The organism is Desulforhopalus sp. (assembly GCA_030247675.1).
Classification (GTDB): Bacteria; Desulfobacterota; Desulfobulbia; order Desulfobulbales; family Desulfocapsaceae; genus Desulforhopalus_A.
The window spans coordinates 244942-263095 of sequence record JAOTRX010000002.1 but is presented as its reverse complement, the minus strand read 5'-3'; the positions used below and the strand labels follow the sequence as shown (position 1 = coordinate 263095).

Genomic DNA, 18154 nt, shown 5'->3' with positions numbered 1-18154 from the left:
CATCTGTTAGTCAACCATCACTCGGGTCATTTTTTTGTCTTTCATGGTGTAGCGAACCCGTCGCCATTTAATTTCCCGGGAGGGCTCCTCCTCTGTGCCGGATTGGCTTGGATCCCTTTTTACCGGTTCCGGCTCGAAGGTATACAGGCAGGTTTTGCCTCCCCACAAAAACTCAATGCCAAGAAGGGCGCCTTCGATGTAGTCACGGTAGAGGGGTTTATTTTCAAAGACATGGCTGAGGATCAGGGCATTGTCATCATCAACATGAATATTGATCGCCGGAGGGTGGTAGAGGGAGTCGGCAATCATCGCCTTATAGTGTTCGGCCTTACGCGACTTGACATAGTACTCCCAGGTCATGCGTTCTTTGTTCAACCGCCGGTCAACGACAAACAGTTTGTGCAAATCGACAAACTCCTGATCAACAAACCTGTTGATGAACATCGAATCGCAGAGATTTTCCCGGATCGAGAAGATGAAATCCTTCCCCCTGCCGGTGCTCTCATTATATTGTTTTCTTTTATGTTGGTCGGATATCCGCCTATAATCAAAGGTCATTTTCCCTTTTTCGCTTTGTTGCTCAAGATACGCAAAAAGGCGCATACCAAGTCCATAGGGATTCAGACCAACCCGAGGCATGGAGGTGACCTTGGCATTGATTACCGCATAGTCCACTTCATGGCCCTTAATCCGGTCATCTTTTAGAAAAAGAGCGTCATGCCAGTAACTTGCCCAACCTTCATTGAGAATCTTGGTGCGGATCTGCGGTTGAAAATACAGGGAGGTAGCGCGAACGACCTCAATGACCGTCAGCATCCACTTATTCTCTTCCCGGCCGAGAAATTTCGAGTTCTCCATGAGAAACTGCAGAACATCACGCCTGCCGCCTTTATGCCAATCCTTCGCTGCCTTTTCAAAAAGCGGTTCAAACTCGGCGTGCTTTTTCTTGACATAATCGATAAAGCGCTCTTCTCCGTCTCCGGGAAACTCCCGGATGGACTTATTATAGAGTTCAATTTCGGCGACATAGGAGGCAATCGATCGCTTTTCCCGTTCCTTGTCCTGTAAAAAGACGTCGAAGTAGTAATCGATCATGGTAAGCTTCTTGCTATTTTCCGACAGCGACAAGAGCACATCAAAATAGCCCACAAGATTATCGACAGATCGAGCAAATTCAATAACATAGTCCACCCACCTGCCCTTCTCCGAACGGAGCTTGGCGATGATCCGCTTGTCAGCAAGGGCCTTGGCGGCGAAATCGTAGTCCCAGGTATTACGGAAGAACAGGTTGTTCTGAAAAAAGTCGATATGGCCGAGGACATGATAAAAAATCATCACATTCAGCCAATCGGGATTGTTGTCGTTATAAAAGGAGATCGGCGGCCGGGTGTTAATGACCGTTTCATACGGGTTGTTGGGGTAGAGTTCGTACTGGCCTTGCTCTTTCAATACCTCGACATCCTGCACCCAATAATCATAGAGGGTGGGGATCATGTTTTTCGGAGACAGCTGCAAGAAATCGCGGTTGGTGACGATATATTCGAGGCTCTGCTCCTGAAATTTCAGACCGGCATCACGAGCCCGCTCCTTGCATCCTTCCATGATCCGTTTGGCATGCTGACTGACTAGTTCCATAGCACCTCACAGTAAACCATCGGTACTGCTCGTAATATCTTTCCCGGTGTTGTGGCCGCTTTTTCACTGCCGCGGCAATCCGTCGCGGTCAGGATATAAGTTCGCGAATCCCCGTAATAAGCCGCGACTCGGTGGAATCTTTTGAGATAACATCGATACGCAGCAGCTTGCTCTGCTCCTCCAACAAGCCGGATTTTCGGACATACTTCTCAACCTCGGTCTGGCCGGAGATCCCGTAACCGTTCTCGGCAATGGTGATACCGACCCGGCTGGCATAGGTCAGCATCTTCCGTAGTTCGGGGATGGCCTTTTCGCCTTTGGTGTCCCAATCATCTCCATCGGTTCCATGAAAGACATAGATGTTATTGTCCCGCTCCAGATTCTCATCTTCAACGATTTTGTTGACCAGGGCATAGGCACTGGAGACCTGGGTGCCGCCGGCAACACTGGAGTTATAATAGGTCTGAAAATTATCCACCTCCTTGGCCTCGGTATCATGGAGGATGAAACGGGTAATAACCTGATTTTTATACTGATAGATAAGCCAGGAATAGATCAGCACATGCTGATTAACCACCAGTTCGGTGGGCTTGCCACCCATGGAACCGGAGTAGTCGCGGACAAAAAACACCACAGCCTGGGATTCGTAATCCTTCTCCTTGGAGAGAATCCGATAAATCCGGTCACCTGGAGAAATGAGCAGATCCTGGCTGTCCACCGCACCATGACCCTTGATCCGTTGCAGGGCGATATTGGTCTGGATGATTCGTCGCAGGGTGGCCTTTTTGTCAAGAATCTGGCCAAAGCCTCTATTCTTGTCGGTCAGATCGTAGGTGTACTTGGTCAGGGACCGCTTCTTGCCCTTATCTTTCAGATTGGGCAACTCGAACTGCTCGGTGAGAATCCGCCCCAGATCGTAGGCGTTCGACTCGATGTCATGGCCGCCACCCTCGCCCTGGCCGGCACCACCCTGGCCGGCGCCTTGTTCCGGTCGCACCGGCTGTTCGCCGATGATCTCTCCTTCTTCACCATCGCCGGAGCCGCCCTGGCCACCCTGACCATCGCCGCCACCATCACCATCGCCACCCGTCCGCACCTGATCGTGGAGGAGTTTTTCCTCCACCGTGGTCGGAACGATAACCACCTTGTCATCGCCTTCCTGGCTCGGCTTGACCATCTTGCCAATGCGGATTTTTCGTGGAAAACCGTCCTTTTCCCGCTGCTTGTCCCTCTCCAGAAGATAGTCAAGGGACTGCACTGAGTTCAAGGCCATCAAGTTCTGCGGCGAGGTATTGCCCTGCATCGCCTGATCATTGTAGGCATATATGCCGCGGATGGCAGGAGCGACGACGCAGTCGTGATCGCCGTTTTGGTTCTGGAGGTCCAATTCACGGCGGATCATGCTGTCCTGTTCCGCCGTCAATCCCCGCTCTTTCAGGCTGTCGTAGAGGGCACGGAGTTGCTTGTTCATCTTGCACATCACCCTGTATCTTAGGTTATTAATGAGCCATTTGGAGCCGTTGCCTGGGCGATAACCTAATTCTCGTCTACCTGGGTACAAAAGTATTCAATAGTCTTCTGGGCGCAGGTCGTACAATAGCCGAGTTTATTCAGCATGGTTTCAATCATCCGGTCATAGAGTTTCTGGTTTTCCTCATTGGTGCGGTTGGCCAGGGCCCCGATAAGACTGCCGGAGCCGGCAATGTCCGACTTCAGGCGAACGTCGGTAACCGCCTTCACCAATTCCAAATTGTCCATAAAATCGTAATCCGGACGCACCGATATCTTCTGGCCGTAGATCTTACGGATCGAGGTCCTGAAGGAATCCTTCTGCTCCTTGGTCTTCAGGCCAAGACAATCCTCGACCGAATTGATATACCGCTCGTCGATCTTCAGTGCCTGCAGTTCGCCGGTCTGCGGATTCTTATACTTCCACATCTTGTCGGCCCCGAGGTTCTCGGCGTCGATACCGATGATCATGTTGACGTAGTTCAGCACGTCCTTTCTGATCGCCAGAGGTTCGTCCATATAGGCGTTGAACATCTCGGTCATGATCCGTTCACGGTACAGGCCCTTGGCGATTTTCAGGTCGTCAAGGAACTTCGCCCGGTCCTTGGCCTCGGAGACATAATCGAGGATGACCCGCTCAAAGGAGTGGAAGGCATCGTAGGCAAACATGCATTTGCCCTCGTTAGTCTCAGAACTCTCCAGCATGAGCTGGATGGTGCGGCCGAGATTGCGCTGACCGAGCCCCTTCTGGCCAAAGCGTTTGGTTATATCATGCTCCTGACTGAGGGTGTCGATGACCTCGGACAGGGTCTTCAGGCTCTTTTCTCCGGCCACCTCGCCAGCGGCAAGCTTCATGGTCTCGATGGGGGTAAGCTTTTCCGACCGGGGCAGGCGGGTGAGGACGGCCGCCACCGAGGCGGCATAGTTGAGGTTGGGATCCTGGTGCATGACGTCACCGGTGAGGGTGGTCTTTGCCTCGTTACCGATGGCGTAGGCGGTCAGCTCCCGCTGCAGGACGTGATTGGTGTTGTGCGAAACGTAACAGATACGGCAACGGTCGACGATCGGCGCCTCTTCCTTCTCGGCGAGAAAACGGTTGAATTCCGAGTTGTTACTGGTGGCAACGATCAGGCTGTCGATCGGCCATTTGTAGCCATCGATCTCAATGCTGCGGTTCTGGATGATGCCGAGATACACCTGCACCAGATCCTTCTTGTTTTTATAGATCTCATCGCTGAAGTGGATGCCGCCTCCCGCCACCCGGGCGAGCGCCCCGCGCCTGAGGTCAAAACGGTAGGGGTTATTGGTATCGGTAATATGCAGCAGCCTCTGGATCGATTCCTCACCCAGGAGATCGACGGCCGACGAAGTAATTTTATCCTTGGCCGGATATTTACCGGTTACCGTACCAAGGCTCTCGACCAGGGGAACGGGCACAATGTCGATAAATTCGAGCATATCATCGAGCTTGCCGCCGGTATATTCGCGAATATTATTCCATATATAGGCGGTACAGGCGCCCAACGGCCGATAGTTATCATACCAGGTTTCCAGAGTCTTTTTGTCCACCCGATACCTTCGCGCCAGGTACTGTGCCGAATCCTCCTTTGCTTCCTCTAGGTTCATGGCCAGGATCATCGGATCTTCATAGGTCTGCGACTCGATTATCTTGATATTACCATAGGATCCAAGCTTGTCGAGACCAACAAAGCGAAAGGTATACTTGCGGTTGGTCGGAACCGATAAAAATTGCCGATACAGCTTGCAGAGGTACTCGACAAGGAAGGTCTTGCCGTTGCCCGGTTCGCCGACCAGGACAAAGGCCATTTCAGCGGAAGATCCCCCTTCGGAGGCATCCTTGATAAACGAGACAAAGGAGTTGATTTCGTCATACATGCCGACGATATGTTTCGGGCCCTTGCGGAATATCCTGAAATCATAGGTGCTCTTGCCGTTGACCATGACCTTGTCAATCTCTCCCTCCAGGACCATGCGGCTGACACTCTGGAAGGCGTTTTCGAAGACCCGCTCCCCTTTTTTCACCGAGGTAATATGGTAATGGAGTGAATTATTCCTTTGCTCTGCCATCGTATTCCTCCTTGACAGGTTAGTGAGGTTGAAGCGTTGTATTGTTAATTCATTATCAGTCTTTAAAAAATTAATTCAAGGCATTCTGACCAATAATTGCCCTGCAAGAAAAGATAACCAATCTCGCAGCAGCGGTGCCGCCACACCCTTCCTGGATAAATATTTTCAACATATTTTATATCTTTCAACATTATTTATTGACTTAATGAAGGACGATAACCACTCTAGAAGAGTACGATGACCATTCCTCAGAATGAACTGTTCAAGGCCGTCGGGAGAATTGCTTTCAAAGTACCTGTTAACCAGCGAAGAATTGACGATGACTGAGAGAAAATGGCTGTTCCAAAACCTTCAGAACCTCGCTGACGCAGTAGTCGCCATGTTCGGCCGCAACTGCGAGACCTGTGTTCACGATCTCACCGCCTTGCAGCGCTCGCTGGTGTACATCCGTGGCGAGGTAACCCATCGCCTGCCGGGTGCCCCGGCCACCGATCTTTTGGTTAAAATGGTCAATAACCCGCGGGAAGCAGGAGATGTCCACAGCTACCAAACAACCAGCGGTGACGGCCGCACCCTGAAATCGACGACAACCCTGATCCGCGATGGTGAAGGACGGCCGGTTGCCGCATTCTGCATCAATTTCGACACCACCGAATTTTATAACGCCGGCCAAGCCCTGCTGCCCTTTATCGGAGTTCTGGAAGTGGGTCCTCCGGCAAAATTAGAGACCTTTGCCCATTCACCCGGCGAGACCTTGGAGGCACTGTTTCTGCAGGCGGTAAAAGACATAGGCAAACATCCGGCTTCGATGAATGGCGACGAGAAAAAACGTCTCATCGCCGCACTTGATTCGGATGGTCTGTTCCAATTCAAAGGGGCGGTGGATCATGTCGCCCGAAAAATGGGCATTACCCGGTTCACCGTTTACAACTACCTCAAACGGGTGCGGGCAATACCCACAACTCACTCATCAGGAAAACAACCATGACCCGTAATGTTATCTTTACCACCCAGGCCCCGGCCGCTATCGGCCCCTATTCCCAAGGCATAGCTACCGATAATCTGCTCTTTGTCTCCGGCCAGCTGCCCATCGACCCAACCACCGGTAAGATGGTCGACGGCGATATCGGGATAAAGACTCTGCAGATCTTAAAAAATATTACAGCAATTGCCAACGAAGCCGGAACCGAGCTGAAAAACACCGTAAAAACAACAATCTTTCTCACCGATCTCGGCGACTTTCAGGCAGTTAATACTGCCTATGCGACCCACTTCCCCGAAGCCCCTCCGGCACGGAGTACCGTGCAGGTTGCCGCCCTGCCACTCGGATCAAAGATTGAGATCGAATGTATCCTGGCCAAATAACCTGTTGCTGGGGCCGGAGAGGTACTATGAAATTTACCGTTAAAGACATCCTGGAGATGGAAGTCACCTTAGCCCTCGGTTGCACCGAACCGGTGGCAATCGCCCTGGGCGCCGCAGCGGCAGCCACCTTACTGCCGAACAAGGCGTTTGATGCCATTGAAATCTGGATCGATCCGAACATCTATAAAAACGGTCTTGCGGTGACCATCCCCGGTTGCGGCGGCATGCAGGGTCTGGATACCGCCGCTGCCCTCGGTGCCTACGGTGGCAATCCCTCCCGCGGCCTGGAGGTTTTGGAAAGTCTGACTGAGGCAACAATCGCAGAGGCCAAGGCACTCCTTGCCGCCGGCAGAGTCAAAGTCAATCTGCGGGATGAGGTGGGACTGTACGTCCGAACAAAGATTACGGCGGGAAAAAATATCGCCGAGTCGTTGATCGTCGATCTGCATAGCAATATCGTCAGTCTGAAACTGAACGGTCTGGAAGTTACCGGATCGCCGCTTCTTCAGCGCGCCCAGAAGAAGGGTGGCCGGCACACCCTGGCGGAACTGGAGACCTGGCTGCGCAGTCTGAGTCTCGAAGAAATCCTCGAATTGACTGCCGAACTTGATGATGATGACCTGAATTTTCTAGAGATTGGTGTCAACCACAATCTGGCCCTGGCCGAATACGGCCTAAAACACGGCAGCGGCCTGGGCATCGGCAAGGCCATCGACCGTTTGATCAAGCAAAAACTTCTGGTCAACGACATGTCGACCTCGGCACGCCGCCTGACCTCCGCCGCCGCCGACGCCCGCATGGGCGGGGCAAAACTGCCGGCAATGAGTTCAGCCGGCAGCGGCAATCACGGCCTCACCGCCATCCTGCCGATCTGGGCCATCAAGGACTTCATTGATCACGACCGCGATACCCTTTTGCGGGCCATCGGCCTCAGCCATATCATCACCGCCTATGTCAAGGCCCATACCGGCAGGCTATCGGCCGTCTGCGGCTGTTCGGTGGCGGCAGGCGCCGGAGCGACGGCAGGAATCACCTATCTGGTCGGTGGCGACGTCCGTCAGGTGGAGGGGGCTATCGGCAACATCCTGGAAGATCTGGCCGGGGTTATCTGCGACGGCGCCAAGGCCGGCTGCGCCATCAAACTGAACACCGCGGCCGGGGCGGCGGTGCAGGCGGCACTCTTCTCCCTGCACGGAGTGAACGTCAAGGATACCGATGGAATCATTGGTGATTCCACCCGCAAGACCATTCAGAACATGGGCGATCTCAGCCATCATGGCATGGGCCAAGCGGATAAGACCATCCTGAAGATCATGCTGGAAAAACAGCTGAAAAGGAGCAAGGAAAGCGAAGATAAGGGGTGAGAAGCAGTGTTGGAGTAAAAACACTCACGGCAGCATCTCACCTTTAGAAAGACGCGCAATCGGATAATGCGCCACTTGCTGTAAAATAATTCGGTATTTTCAAAGCTGCTTGATCAATTCGTTTCTTTTGGAGTTATACTCTTCTTGTGTAATCAGTCCATTTTGCTGGAGTTTTGAAAGTCTTTGCAGTCTTTCCTCTACACTTCCCAGACTGTTGTCATTATTGGGCGGAGATCCACTGGTCAGTTTATCGCGGCTGTTGATTGCATGCATTCGAAGCCTCCACGTCGATCCATTGACGGCAACCTTTCGAAGGGTACCCAGATACTTTCTTTCTCCGCTGTCCCCGAGTACCCTGCAAATCCACGACATCGAATCGGAAAAAACCGCCCCTTTATCTTCCATATGCTGTTCAAGCAATATTTTTTCCGCGGTATCAAGAACCGTCCTGTTATAGATCATCTGGCTTGTATGGATTTCTTTTAAGGCGCTTCTTCGTGTCTCGTCATCCGGAGACTGCAGAAGGGCGACATACCTCTGTTCTTCTGAAGGCTCCGGCAATGGCGGAGTTGCCGGCGGCTGAACCGTTGCCTCCGTTTTTACCGCCGCAGTATTCCTTTGAGTGCCAACCGCAGGTGATGCCCCTTTGATTTGTGAATGCTTCTGGGCGACCTTAGGAGTAGGAGAAGGATTAGGCGGAGCTGATCCCGAAACCTCCTTTTTATGAGCCGTTACGGCTGCTTTAAAGGTATCGTTATGCGCTTGAACCACGCTCTTTTTATTATCCGCGACATCTTCTATTGCGGTTCCTGTCGCTGTATAAATGGAACCCGACACCCTCGCACCCATACCAATCAAACCACCTCGCTGCTGCCCATATTCGCTTAAGGCACCTCCCAGCTGCTTGTTGATGGCACCCCCCGTTTTTATGAGATTCCTCTCGGGAGGTTGTAATGAGAGGTTGGCCTCTCCTTTAGAAACACTGGGCTGGTCAGCAGATTGATCTGCTGCAAAAACTGAGGAAAATTGATGGATAAGAAATAAAAAAGATAAAAAACAGGAGATAAATATTTTCATACGAACCCCGATATATTGATTATCAATCAAAAGGATTGTCAATATATTAGGGCAAGGGGACTAGGAAAGTCAAATCCCCCCGTCACATCCAGGGTCAACCAAAATCAACTGCCAATAACTTCCGAGAACCACCTCTATTTGATTTTCCCACCTGCCAGAAGTATACCGTGAAGCGTGGTACTGCTGTAAAATCACAGTACCACGCTTCATATATCTATTATCAATTGCTCTGGCACCATTGGTAGGCGTTTCTAAACATCTGCATCCACGGTGAGACCTGTAGCCCCTTCATCTCCTCCGGCAGATAGTGGGCCTGCCAAGGCAGGAAAACTCGCTCCGGGTGAGGCATGAGGGCCAGATGACGGCCATCGGCTGAGCACAATCCAGCGATTCCTTCCGGAGAACCATTGGGATTAAAAGGATATTTCTCCGTTGCCAGACCATCGTCATCAACGAAGACCAAGGGCGTTTGGCCACCGTTCTTCACCTTGGCAAACAGGGCGGGGTCGGGGAAGAGGAGGCGCCCCTCGCCGTGGTCGACATGGATGCCGAAGACCAAACCCTCCATACCGGCAAGCATCATCGCCGGGCTTTTCTGCACCTTCACCGTGCTCCACCGCGATTCGAAGCGGCCCGACAGGTTGCGGACAAAGCGCGGCTGGCGTTCGGCGGGCAGCCCCAACTCCGGCACCCAGCCAAGCAGGCCAAAGAGTTGGCAGCCATTGCAGATACCAAGCGTAAAGGTATCCGGCCGGTTGTAAAAGTCCTCGAACATCTGCTTGAGACGGGGATTAAAGAGAATGGTCGCCGCCCAGCCCTTTGCCGAATCCGGCACATCGGCATAGGAAAAACCACCAACCGCTGCCAGACCGCGAAAACCGTCGAGATCCACCGTTCCGGCCAACAGGTCGTTCATGCAGATATCCCAGGGCTCGAATCCCGCGGCATAAAAGGCGGAGGACATCTCCCGGTCGGAATTGGAACCCTCGTCGCGGAGGATTGCCACCTTGGGTTTGCCGGTGCGAGTGAGGATTGCGGCAGGCGCCGGTTCCGGGTTGAAGGGCAGATGGTAGGTCGGCCCTTTACGGTCGTAGATATTGGCCTTTTCGGCATCGGCGCAGTCGGGACTGATCTGCAGCCGTTCCAGCTGGTAGCTGGTTTCCTCCCACCAGTCACGGAGAACAACCATTTCTTTGTCGAGTACCTGGCTGCCGTTATAGCTGATCCGCACACGCTTATCTGGGGTGGCAGTGCCGATTTGCACAAAGGGCACGCCGGCCTGGGCAAGGATCCGTTCCGCCGCCGCAAGGCCTTCCGGCCGACATTCAAGTACCAGGCCGAGTTCCTCGGCAAACAGCGCATCGAATACCGTTCCGGCACCAGCCAGGGAAATATCCAGGCCGCAGTTGCCGCTAAAGGCCATCTCCAGAAGTGTAGTGACCAGGCCGCCATCGCTGCGGTCATGGCCGGCGGAAATAAGGTCGCGGTTTATCAGGTCCTGGACGGCAAGAAAGGCCTTTCGTAAAAGCCCGGCATCGTCAAGATCAGGGCTGACATCACCCATCTGGCCCATGACCTGGGCAAGGGCGCTGCCGCCCATCCTCGTCCGGCCACCACCTAGATCAATATACAAAAGGGGAGAACCCGGTCTCTTGATGTCCGGGGTAATGATCTTACTAATATCCGGCACCGCCGCATACACCGACACCACCAGTTCGCGCGGCGACTTGACCGTTTCCTCGCCGACCACCGTGGCCATGGACAGGCTGTCCTTGCCGCCATCCACCGCCATGCCGAGTTCGATCATCGCCTTGCCCATGGCCTTGGCGGCGTCGAAGATCGCCGCGCCCTCGCCCTTGAGCTTTGGTGCCCACATCCAGTTGGCGGAGCATTTAACCTGATTGAGATCCGCGATGGCCGCAAAGACCAGATTGGTAAGGGACTCGCCCACCGCCATTCTCGCTCCCGCCGCCGGATCAACGAGCATCTTGATCGACTGTTCGCCGATAGCGGTGGCGATGCCAGTTTTACCGAAATGGCTCTGGGCGACAACCGCCACATCGCCCACCGTCAGCTGCAGAGGGCCGCAGCACTGCTGCCGGACGATGAGTCCGGTCACTGCCCGGTCGACCTTGTTGGTCAGAAAGCGCTTCGAGCCGACCGATACCAGGCGCAGCACATTGTGCAGAGCTCTATCCAGAGTCAGGTCTGTCGGCAGGGAGAGGGGAGGGGCAGCATAAGGTCGGCGCTCATCGACAAAGGTCTTCTGCGGGATATTGCCTAAGAGTACCGGCAAGTCAATATCCACCGGGGTGCTGTCGTCATTGGCATCATGGAGGACAAAGCGCAGGTCGCCGGTCACCTCGCCCAGCACCTCGCAACCCACTTTCTCGCGAAGACAGATTGCCTTGAATTTTTCAATGTTTTCGGGAGCTATGAGAAAGCCATTACGCTCCTGGTATTCGGCGACGTAGATCTCCAAAACCGACATGGTTGGATCGCCGACGCGGATATTGCGGATTTCCACCCATCCCCCGGACTTCTCGACAAGTTCCTTGAGGACATTGGCCGGGCCGCCCGCCCCCTGATCGTGGATGACCTCGATCAGACTGCGGTCGCCCATCTCGTTGCAGGCGCGGATGACCCGGTTCATCTTCTGTTCCATCTCCGCGTCGCCGCGCTGCACCGCATTGAAATCGAGGGTCGATTCATTCTCCCCCTGCATCATGCTGGAGGCGGCACCGCCGCCAAAACCGACGCGATAGGCCGGACCGCCCACCTGGACAATGAGCATTCCCTTGGTTGCCGCCATCTTTGCGGTCAGCCGGCCATCGATCTGGCCGATGCCGCCGGTGAACATGATCGGTTTCAGAAAGCCCCAGCGTTCGCCGCCGGCCAAACGCATGTCAAACGACCGGGTAAAGCCCTGGATGAGTGGCTCGCCGAATTTATTGCCGTAATCGGAGGCACCGTTGCTCGCCTCGATCTCGATATCAAGGGCCGTCGCCAGATTGTCCGGGCAGGGAAAATGCTGCTCCCAGGGCAGATCGTAGCCGGGAATATGCAGATTGCCGACGCAGTAGCCGGCGGTACCGGCTATGACATAGCCGCCCCGGCCGGTTCCCTGGACGTCGCGAATCCGCCCGCCGGTGCCGGTCTCCGCCCCGGGAAAAGGCGCCACGCCGGTTGGAAAGTTATGGGTCTCGGCGGTCAGCAACGGGTGCAGGGTCGCCCGAGCCTCAACCAGAGGCGATGGACTGCCCGGCACCTCCGGCATCAGGGTGTTGACCTCATAGCCCTCGATCACCGAGGAATTATCCTTAAAGGCAATGACTGAACCCTTGGGGTTGGCCTTGAGGGTGGCGGTCACCAGGTCAAACAGGGTTTCTGCCATCTCTTCCCCGTCAACGATTTGTTTTCCCTTAAAAAAACCATGCCGAGAGTGTTCGGAGTTGGCATTGTTCAGGTCCATGATCTCGACGATCGTCGGGTTACGGCCTTGCTGCTTGACGAAATAGTCGTAGTATAAATTACGGTCCCGTTCATCCATGGAGATGCCCGGCAATTCGGTCAGACCGTCCGGGCCTTTGCCTTTAAGATCGACTTCATACACCGGCTCGGGAAAGACCCCGGTCTCAAAGGTGGTGAGCGGCGCAGGATAGTGACATTCGGTCATCCGGTCGTGGTTGGCATCGATGAAACCTTGCAGGTCCACGCCCTCCGGGACCAGGTAGCGGCGCGACCGCTCTACCCTGGTAACCGCGTCAAGACCGGTCGCCTTGCAGATCGACACCATGTTCGACGACCAGGCAGTGGCAAAATTCAGCCGCGGGCCGACTTCAACCACTCGCGCCCCCTGCGGTACTGGCGCATCCTGAACCGAATCAAGAAGAAAGCCATCGGCGAGAATGAGGCGCAGACAGGTGGTTTCCTGGGGGGAAAGCGCCCGGCTTGACTCGATATGAAAACAGTAGGCCCGATCCGCGGTAAGTTGCCGATAAAGTTGTGTGACCGTCACACCCATGATATTTCCTTTATTTTAAATAGCTTGCACTGTAAAATAGCTCTAATGGATACTTCCCCGGCCCAATCACCTTGGCAATGGGAAAGGAGGGCAGTCAGCGGCGAGACAGTGTTGATACCTTTGCAAGGGCGTCACACCCGCCGGTGACATCGTTGGTCAACACTAGCATTAATCAATGAAAATTTCCGTATGAATTTGTTCTTGCAGCAGCGACTTCTCGGGTATACTGGAGTGGTTTTTTCAGCCATCGGCGCCCCCACCCGCATCCACAATCAACTCAATTCTTTTGTTGCCCTGAGGTCGAAAAACACATGCTTTTAGACGAAGACGTACCCCTGGAGCAGCAGATCACGAGCCTGCAACGGCAATGCAACGACCTGCGGAGAATGGTTACCAGCCTCCGCCAGCAACAGGCCCAACAGGAAAAATTCGCCAGCATAACCAGCCACTTTCTCAAAGAAACCAACGAACGACTTCTTCGCTACCACCAAGAGGCGCAACAGGAAAACAAATCAAAGTCCGATTTTCTCGCCAACATGAGCCATGAAATCAGGACCCCCCTCAACATCATTCTCGGCATGGCCAACCTGCTGGCCGACACCCGGCTCAATAAAACCCAGACCCAGTATCTGAACAGCCTACGGGTTACCGGCAGGCAACTCATGGAAATACTCAATAATGTTCTTGAGTTTTCGCGTATCGACGCCGGCAAGAGCACCTTTGAGCCCGAACCCTTCAGTCTGGAAAAGATCATCAATCAGCTGGAGGCATCGATCATGCCTCTCTGTATCCAGAAAAAACTCCTCTATACCGTCAACCACGACCCTCTGCTCATTATGGAGCGGATTGGCGATCCACTGAAGATTTACCAGATCCTCCTCAATCTTATTAATAACGCAGTAAAATTTACCGCCACCGGCACAATAGCCCTGCGCTTGGAAGACGACCGGCGCAACCCCGGCAATCTCATCCTCAGTGTCTGCGACAGCGGCATTGGTATCTCAAAAGAACATCAACAGATCATTTTTGACCGCTTCACTCAGGTGCACGATCTCTTTGCCAGGCCGCACAGCGGCACAGGCCTTGGCCTGGCCATCTGCCAGAAGCTCACTACAGCCATGGGCGGGGACCTCCAGGTCAGCAGTGAACTTGGCCAGGGTTCGGTATTCAGCTGTACCCTGCCGCTTCCGCCTGTTGACCCATCAGAAAGAAACCTCGTCCGTCTTGAATCCCTGCATATCATGCCGGACAATTTCCCGGAATTACATATTCTGGCAGTAGACGATATCAAAGACAATCTCGAAGTAATCAAAACATATCTGAAAGATTACCCGATTCACATGGTCACTGCGAACAACGGCGAAAAGGCCCTGAAACTGCTGGAAAAAAACCAATTCGACCTCATTCTCATGGATATCCGGATGCCGGTCATGGATGGAATCACCGCTACCAAAGAGATCAGAAGAAGGGAAAAACTTGGCATGCTCCACCGCCAGACCATTTTGGCGATTACCGCCCATGCCTTTCAGGAACAGAAAAAAAAGATTCTCCAGGCCGGTTTTGACGGAGTGCTCAGCAAACCATTCTTCAAAAGGGAAATTATCCAAACAATTTACAGATTTGCCGCGATCGACCGAATCGCTCTGTCACCGGAGAAACTGGGCAACAAGGCCATAGGCTTTTGCCTGGAACAGGAAAAACCGGAGGAGATCCCCGCCTCTCTCAGGGAACTCCTCCCCGCCCTCATCGAAACAATATCCAATGATTTATCGTTCATGAAAACGGCTTTGGAGCAACAAGACCATGAAGGCCTCCATGCAAAGGCCCATGCCCTGAAAGGTGTGGCCGGGATGTTCGGTTTCCAGGAATTGAGCTCGCTTATTTTTGATCTCTCGCAAACGGTCAAGGCCGGCAATCTGGTGGTCGCCAATGAACTTTTCAGCGCCCTCGAATTCTATCTCGTCAGAGTAAAAAATGCTAAAAAATCATAGATTTTCATGACTATCTCTTGCTGAGACACATGTGCTCCAGCTGTGGCCCAACTACCTTCCAATCAACGCAGGGCCGGGCAAAACCCTTCGGGCGGATGAGGGGGCAACCAAAACCCGAGTCATCGACATAGACATCACCATAGGCCTTGGGGCTGGATGTCCATGAATCCTGGTCGGGGTTCCTGTTGACCCCGTACAAGGTAATGCCGTTTTCCTCAAAAAAGTGCACCGCATCGAGCAGCAGATTGCCGCCTTCCGGACTATTGGCCCGCATGGTGAAGAGGATGAGTTTCGCCCCGTGCCGCTGCAACTTCTTCAACCAGGCCACGGCGCCGGGAACCGGTTCACCTATCTTCGGATAACGGTGATCGACCACGGTTCCGTCAAAATCAACACAAATGTACATACTGTCTCCTGAGGAGTTTGTTACCCCACAAGGGGAACATTATCAAAAAAACCCGTGTATCGGGGATGTGACACAATCTGGCAAGAACTGACCCGCACAAGGGAAGAGTCGCATTATACCATATGAGCATACGTTTCGTTTAATGAGACAAGCTGCTCAACTCAGCCTTACCCTTTTCCTTCGGGCTCGGCCAAAAGTACCTGCAGGGCGGTCTGCCGTTTACTGGTATCCTGGCGCTGCACCGCCATCGCCAAGGCGCGGCGGCTACCGACCAGCACTGCCAACTTCCGCGCCCTGGTCAGTCCAGTATACAGGAGATTGCGGAAAAGCATCTTGAAATGCTGGGTCAGCACCGGAATTATGACCACCCCGAACTCGCTGCCCTGCGCCTTATGAATGGTTATCGCGTAGGCCAGATCAAGTTCCAGGATATCATCCTTCTGGTAGTTCACCCGCCGCCCATCCGGGGAAAATTCCACCACACAGCTGAGAGCAGTATTATCGATGGCGGCAATCCTGCCGATATCGCCGTTAAAGACATTCAGCTCATAATTATTGCGGCGGTGAATGACCCTGTCCCCGACCCGGAAGATCCTCTCGCCTACCTGCAGCTGGGCCTTACCGGCGGCGGATGGATTGGCGGCATCCTGGATGACCTTGTTGAGATTTGCCGTGCCGAGACTGCCGCGCGTCATCGGCGCAAGGATCTGAATCTCAGCGTCTTTCCCGTAATATTTGGGAATCCACTGGAGATACAGGCGAACCACCGCATCAACTGCGGCAAAACCGTAATGGAGGGTTGACCAGGGATGAACCTTGGCGAGAACCGCCTTGAGTTCCTCGACCTGACCCCTTGCCGCCTGGATTTGCCGCAGATCAACGTGCTGGAATTTTTTGGGAATGACAAAATCCTCGGCATAGGCCGAGTGCATCGCTTCCCCCGTCCTGAATTCAAAGAGATTCTCAGCAGTTACCAGACCTTCGAGGTCGGCAGTCTGAAACTTGTAGAACCGCTTTACCCGGCTGACGAAGTCGAGCTGCTCCTTGGTTGCCTCGTCTGAGTCAACGAACAGGCAATCAATTTTATCCGTCCACAGCTCCGGCTTCTTAAAAGGCGATTCGATATGCGGCGTCACCCCCCTGTTGATCTGGTGAGCGAATTCAATAATCTTCGAGGCCCGTGCCTGGCGAAAGATCTCGGTGAGGCGGAACACCGCAACCACCCCCGACAAAATGAGATCCCGCAGGACGTTGCCGGCGCCGACGGCCGGCAGCTGATCGGCATCGCCGATAAACAGTACCTGGCAATCCCGCGGCACCGCCTGCAACAGCGTGGCAGTCAGGGAAATATCAAGCATCGAGCATTCATCGACGATTAGGACATCGGCGCGCAGCGGCTGCTCCTGGTTTTTCTGAAAGGCGCCACCCTGCCATTCAAGAAGACGGTGCAAGGTCTTTGCCTCACGGCCGATCACCTCGCTCATCCGCTGCGCCGCCCGGCCGGTGGGGGCGGCGAGCAACACCCGCTTGCCGAGATGCTCAAAAAGTCGGGCAACCACCAAAGTTGTCGTCGTCTTGCCGCAGCCCGGACCGCCGGTGAGTACTGAAAACCGGCTGGCGGCAATGTGGCGGACCGCCTCGGCCTGCTCGGGGCTGAGGCGGATGCCCTTTTTTTTGCAGTACAGATCGATCCACCGACCGATAAAGCCATCATCCACGCCCAGCGGCGCTACCATGGCGCCGACGGCACGACCAACAAAGGCTTCGTCGTAGTACAGCGATTTCGAATAGTAGCATGGTTGTTCGCCCTCGCCGGGAGCTGCCAGGATGCGCGTTTTCAGCTGATTGGCATCCTCCATCAGACGGAGGATTTCCATCAGACGATCCCCCGGATCAAGGCCCAAAAGAACGCCAACCTCGGTTCTGATCTGGGCCAGGAAGAGGTAGCAATGGCCCTCTTCCCGACCGGCAGCAAGAACATGGCGTACCGCCGCGATGATTCGCTGCTGGCTGTCCTTTGCCAGACCAAGGCTGAGGGCTACCCGGTCGGCGGAGAAGAAGCCGATGCCGTAAAAATCCGCCGCCAGACGATACGGGTCTTCGCTGACCATGCGGATTGCCTGATCGCCATATTTCTTATAGATGCGCACGGCAAAAAGGGTGGAGATGCCATGGCCCTGGAGAAACATCATCACCTCCCGGACCATCCGGTGTTCACGCCAGGCTTCTTCGATCATCTCCAGCTTTTTTTTGGCGATTCCGGGTACTTCTATAAGCCTGCCGATGTCCTTTTCAAAGACCTCCAGGGTCTTCTCCTGAAAATGACGGACAATTCTGCCGGCGGTTTTCGGTCCGACGCCATGAATGAGGCCGGACCCGAGATATTTTTCCAGGGCTGCCGCCGTGGCTGGTTTTATTTCAATCGCCCTGTCGGCCTTGAATTGCCGGCCGAACTGGGGATGAACCGTCCAGACGCCGTGGAACTCCATGGTTGCCCCGGCAAAGACTTGGGTTTGATGAACGGTCACCGTCTCCATGGCATCGGGGCTGTGAAAAGGGCTGACGCGAAGCACCGACCAACCGCTGTCGGCATTGTGGTAGGTTACCCGTTGAACGATGCCTTTGACGGTTTCAGCAATGTCGGCCATGGTCGTTGCAAGGGGGAGATGAAATGCTGCCGGCATCAGCCAAATGC

Annotated in this window: 11 protein-coding genes; 4 read left to right on the top strand and 7 right to left on the bottom strand. The window is 54.1% G+C overall.

Annotated elements, in window-relative coordinates:
- Positions 1 to 6: 6 nt before the first annotated feature.
- The 3 genes from OEL83_01145 to OEL83_01135 form a co-directional block, all read right to left on the bottom strand.
- The gene (locus OEL83_01145; protein ID MDK9705629.1) at positions 7 to 1635 is read right to left on the bottom strand and encodes a SpoVR family protein; all 1629 of its coding nucleotides are present in this window, start codon (positions 1633 to 1635) and stop codon (positions 7 to 9) included.
- An 88-nt stretch (positions 1636 to 1723) separates the two neighbouring features.
- On the bottom strand, positions 1724 to 3106 hold the full coding sequence (locus tag OEL83_01140; protein MDK9705628.1) for a DUF444 family protein: 1383 nt from the start codon (positions 3104 to 3106) through the stop codon (positions 1724 to 1726).
- 65 nt (positions 3107 to 3171) lie between these two features.
- Positions 3172 to 5232, bottom strand: a complete 2061-nt coding sequence (locus OEL83_01135; protein MDK9705627.1) for a serine protein kinase PrkA — start codon at positions 5230 to 5232, stop codon at positions 3172 to 3174.
- A gap of 319 nt (positions 5233 to 5551) precedes the next feature.
- Here OEL83_01135 and OEL83_01130 point away from each other — a divergent pair, with 319 nt between their 5' ends.
- Genes OEL83_01130 through OEL83_01120 form a run of 3 tightly spaced genes read left to right on the top strand, consistent with a single transcriptional unit; the run spans position 5552 to position 7961 of the window.
- Positions 5552 to 6220: a PAS domain-containing protein gene (locus OEL83_01130; protein ID MDK9705626.1), complete on the top strand. Its 669-nt coding sequence runs from the start codon at positions 5552 to 5554 to the stop codon at positions 6218 to 6220.
- Positions 6217 to 6597, top strand: coding sequence for a RidA family protein (locus tag OEL83_01125; GenBank protein MDK9705625.1), 381 nt, complete (start codon positions 6217 to 6219; stop codon positions 6595 to 6597). Before OEL83_01130 ends, OEL83_01125 begins: the two co-directional genes overlap by 4 nt.
- A gap of 26 nt (positions 6598 to 6623) precedes the next feature.
- Positions 6624 to 7961 carry an L-serine ammonia-lyase, iron-sulfur-dependent, subunit alpha gene (locus OEL83_01120; GenBank protein MDK9705624.1) on the top strand — a complete coding sequence of 446 codons (1338 nt, stop codon included), beginning with the start codon at positions 6624 to 6626 and terminating at the stop codon, positions 7959 to 7961.
- 99 nt (positions 7962 to 8060) lie between these two features.
- On the opposite strand, the gene OEL83_01115 is transcribed toward OEL83_01120, so the two are convergent.
- Together OEL83_01115 and purL are read right to left on the bottom strand one after the other, a co-directional pair.
- Positions 8061 to 9038, bottom strand: a complete 978-nt coding sequence (locus OEL83_01115; protein MDK9705623.1) for an SHOCT domain-containing protein — start codon at positions 9036 to 9038, stop codon at positions 8061 to 8063.
- A 220-nt stretch (positions 9039 to 9258) separates the two neighbouring features.
- On the bottom strand, positions 9259 to 13062 hold the full coding sequence (purL, locus tag OEL83_01110) for a phosphoribosylformylglycinamidine synthase (GenBank protein MDK9705622.1): 3804 nt from the start codon (positions 13060 to 13062) through the stop codon (positions 9259 to 9261).
- A gap of 311 nt (positions 13063 to 13373) precedes the next feature.
- Between purL and OEL83_01105 the strand changes: the two genes are divergently transcribed.
- Positions 13374 to 15053 carry an ATP-binding protein gene (locus tag OEL83_01105; GenBank protein MDK9705621.1) on the top strand — a complete coding sequence of 560 codons (1680 nt, stop codon included), beginning with the start codon at positions 13374 to 13376 and terminating at the stop codon, positions 15051 to 15053.
- Between the two features lie 10 nt (positions 15054 to 15063).
- Here OEL83_01105 and OEL83_01100 read toward each other — a convergent pair whose 3' ends face one another.
- Both OEL83_01100 and OEL83_01095 read right to left on the bottom strand, forming a co-directional pair.
- Positions 15064 to 15459: a hypothetical protein gene (locus OEL83_01100; GenBank protein ID MDK9705620.1), complete on the bottom strand. Its 396-nt coding sequence runs from the start codon at positions 15457 to 15459 to the stop codon at positions 15064 to 15066.
- 167 nt (positions 15460 to 15626) lie between these two features.
- Positions 15627 to 18143, bottom strand: a complete 2517-nt coding sequence (locus OEL83_01095) for an AAA family ATPase (protein ID MDK9705619.1) — start codon at positions 18141 to 18143, stop codon at positions 15627 to 15629.
- Positions 18144 to 18154: the final 11 nt, after the last annotated feature.

Coding starts and splice junctions, on each gene's coding strand:
- OEL83_01115 (MDK9705623.1), bottom strand. CDS start 9,038: ATGAAAATATTTATCTCCTGTTTTTTATCTTTTTTATTTCTTATCCAT.
- OEL83_01130 (MDK9705626.1), top strand. CDS start 5,552: ATGACTGAGAGAAAATGGCTGTTCCAAAACCTTCAGAACCTCGCTGAC.
- OEL83_01135 (MDK9705627.1), bottom strand. CDS start 5,232: ATGGCAGAGCAAAGGAATAATTCACTCCATTACCATATTACCTCGGTG.
- OEL83_01095 (MDK9705619.1), bottom strand. CDS start 18,143: ATGCCGGCAGCATTTCATCTCCCCCTTGCAACGACCATGGCCGACATT.
- OEL83_01140 (MDK9705628.1), bottom strand. CDS start 3,106: ATGAACAAGCAACTCCGTGCCCTCTACGACAGCCTGAAAGAGCGGGGA.
- OEL83_01105 (MDK9705621.1), top strand. CDS start 13,374: ATGCTTTTAGACGAAGACGTACCCCTGGAGCAGCAGATCACGAGCCTG.
- OEL83_01100 (MDK9705620.1), bottom strand. CDS start 15,459: ATGTACATTTGTGTTGATTTTGACGGAACCGTGGTCGATCACCGTTAT.
- OEL83_01145 (MDK9705629.1), bottom strand. CDS start 1,635: ATGGAACTAGTCAGTCAGCATGCCAAACGGATCATGGAAGGATGCAAG.
- OEL83_01120 (MDK9705624.1), top strand. CDS start 6,624: ATGAAATTTACCGTTAAAGACATCCTGGAGATGGAAGTCACCTTAGCC.
- OEL83_01125 (MDK9705625.1), top strand. CDS start 6,217: ATGACCCGTAATGTTATCTTTACCACCCAGGCCCCGGCCGCTATCGGC.
- purL (MDK9705622.1), bottom strand. CDS start 13,062: ATGGGTGTGACGGTCACACAACTTTATCGGCAACTTACCGCGGATCGG.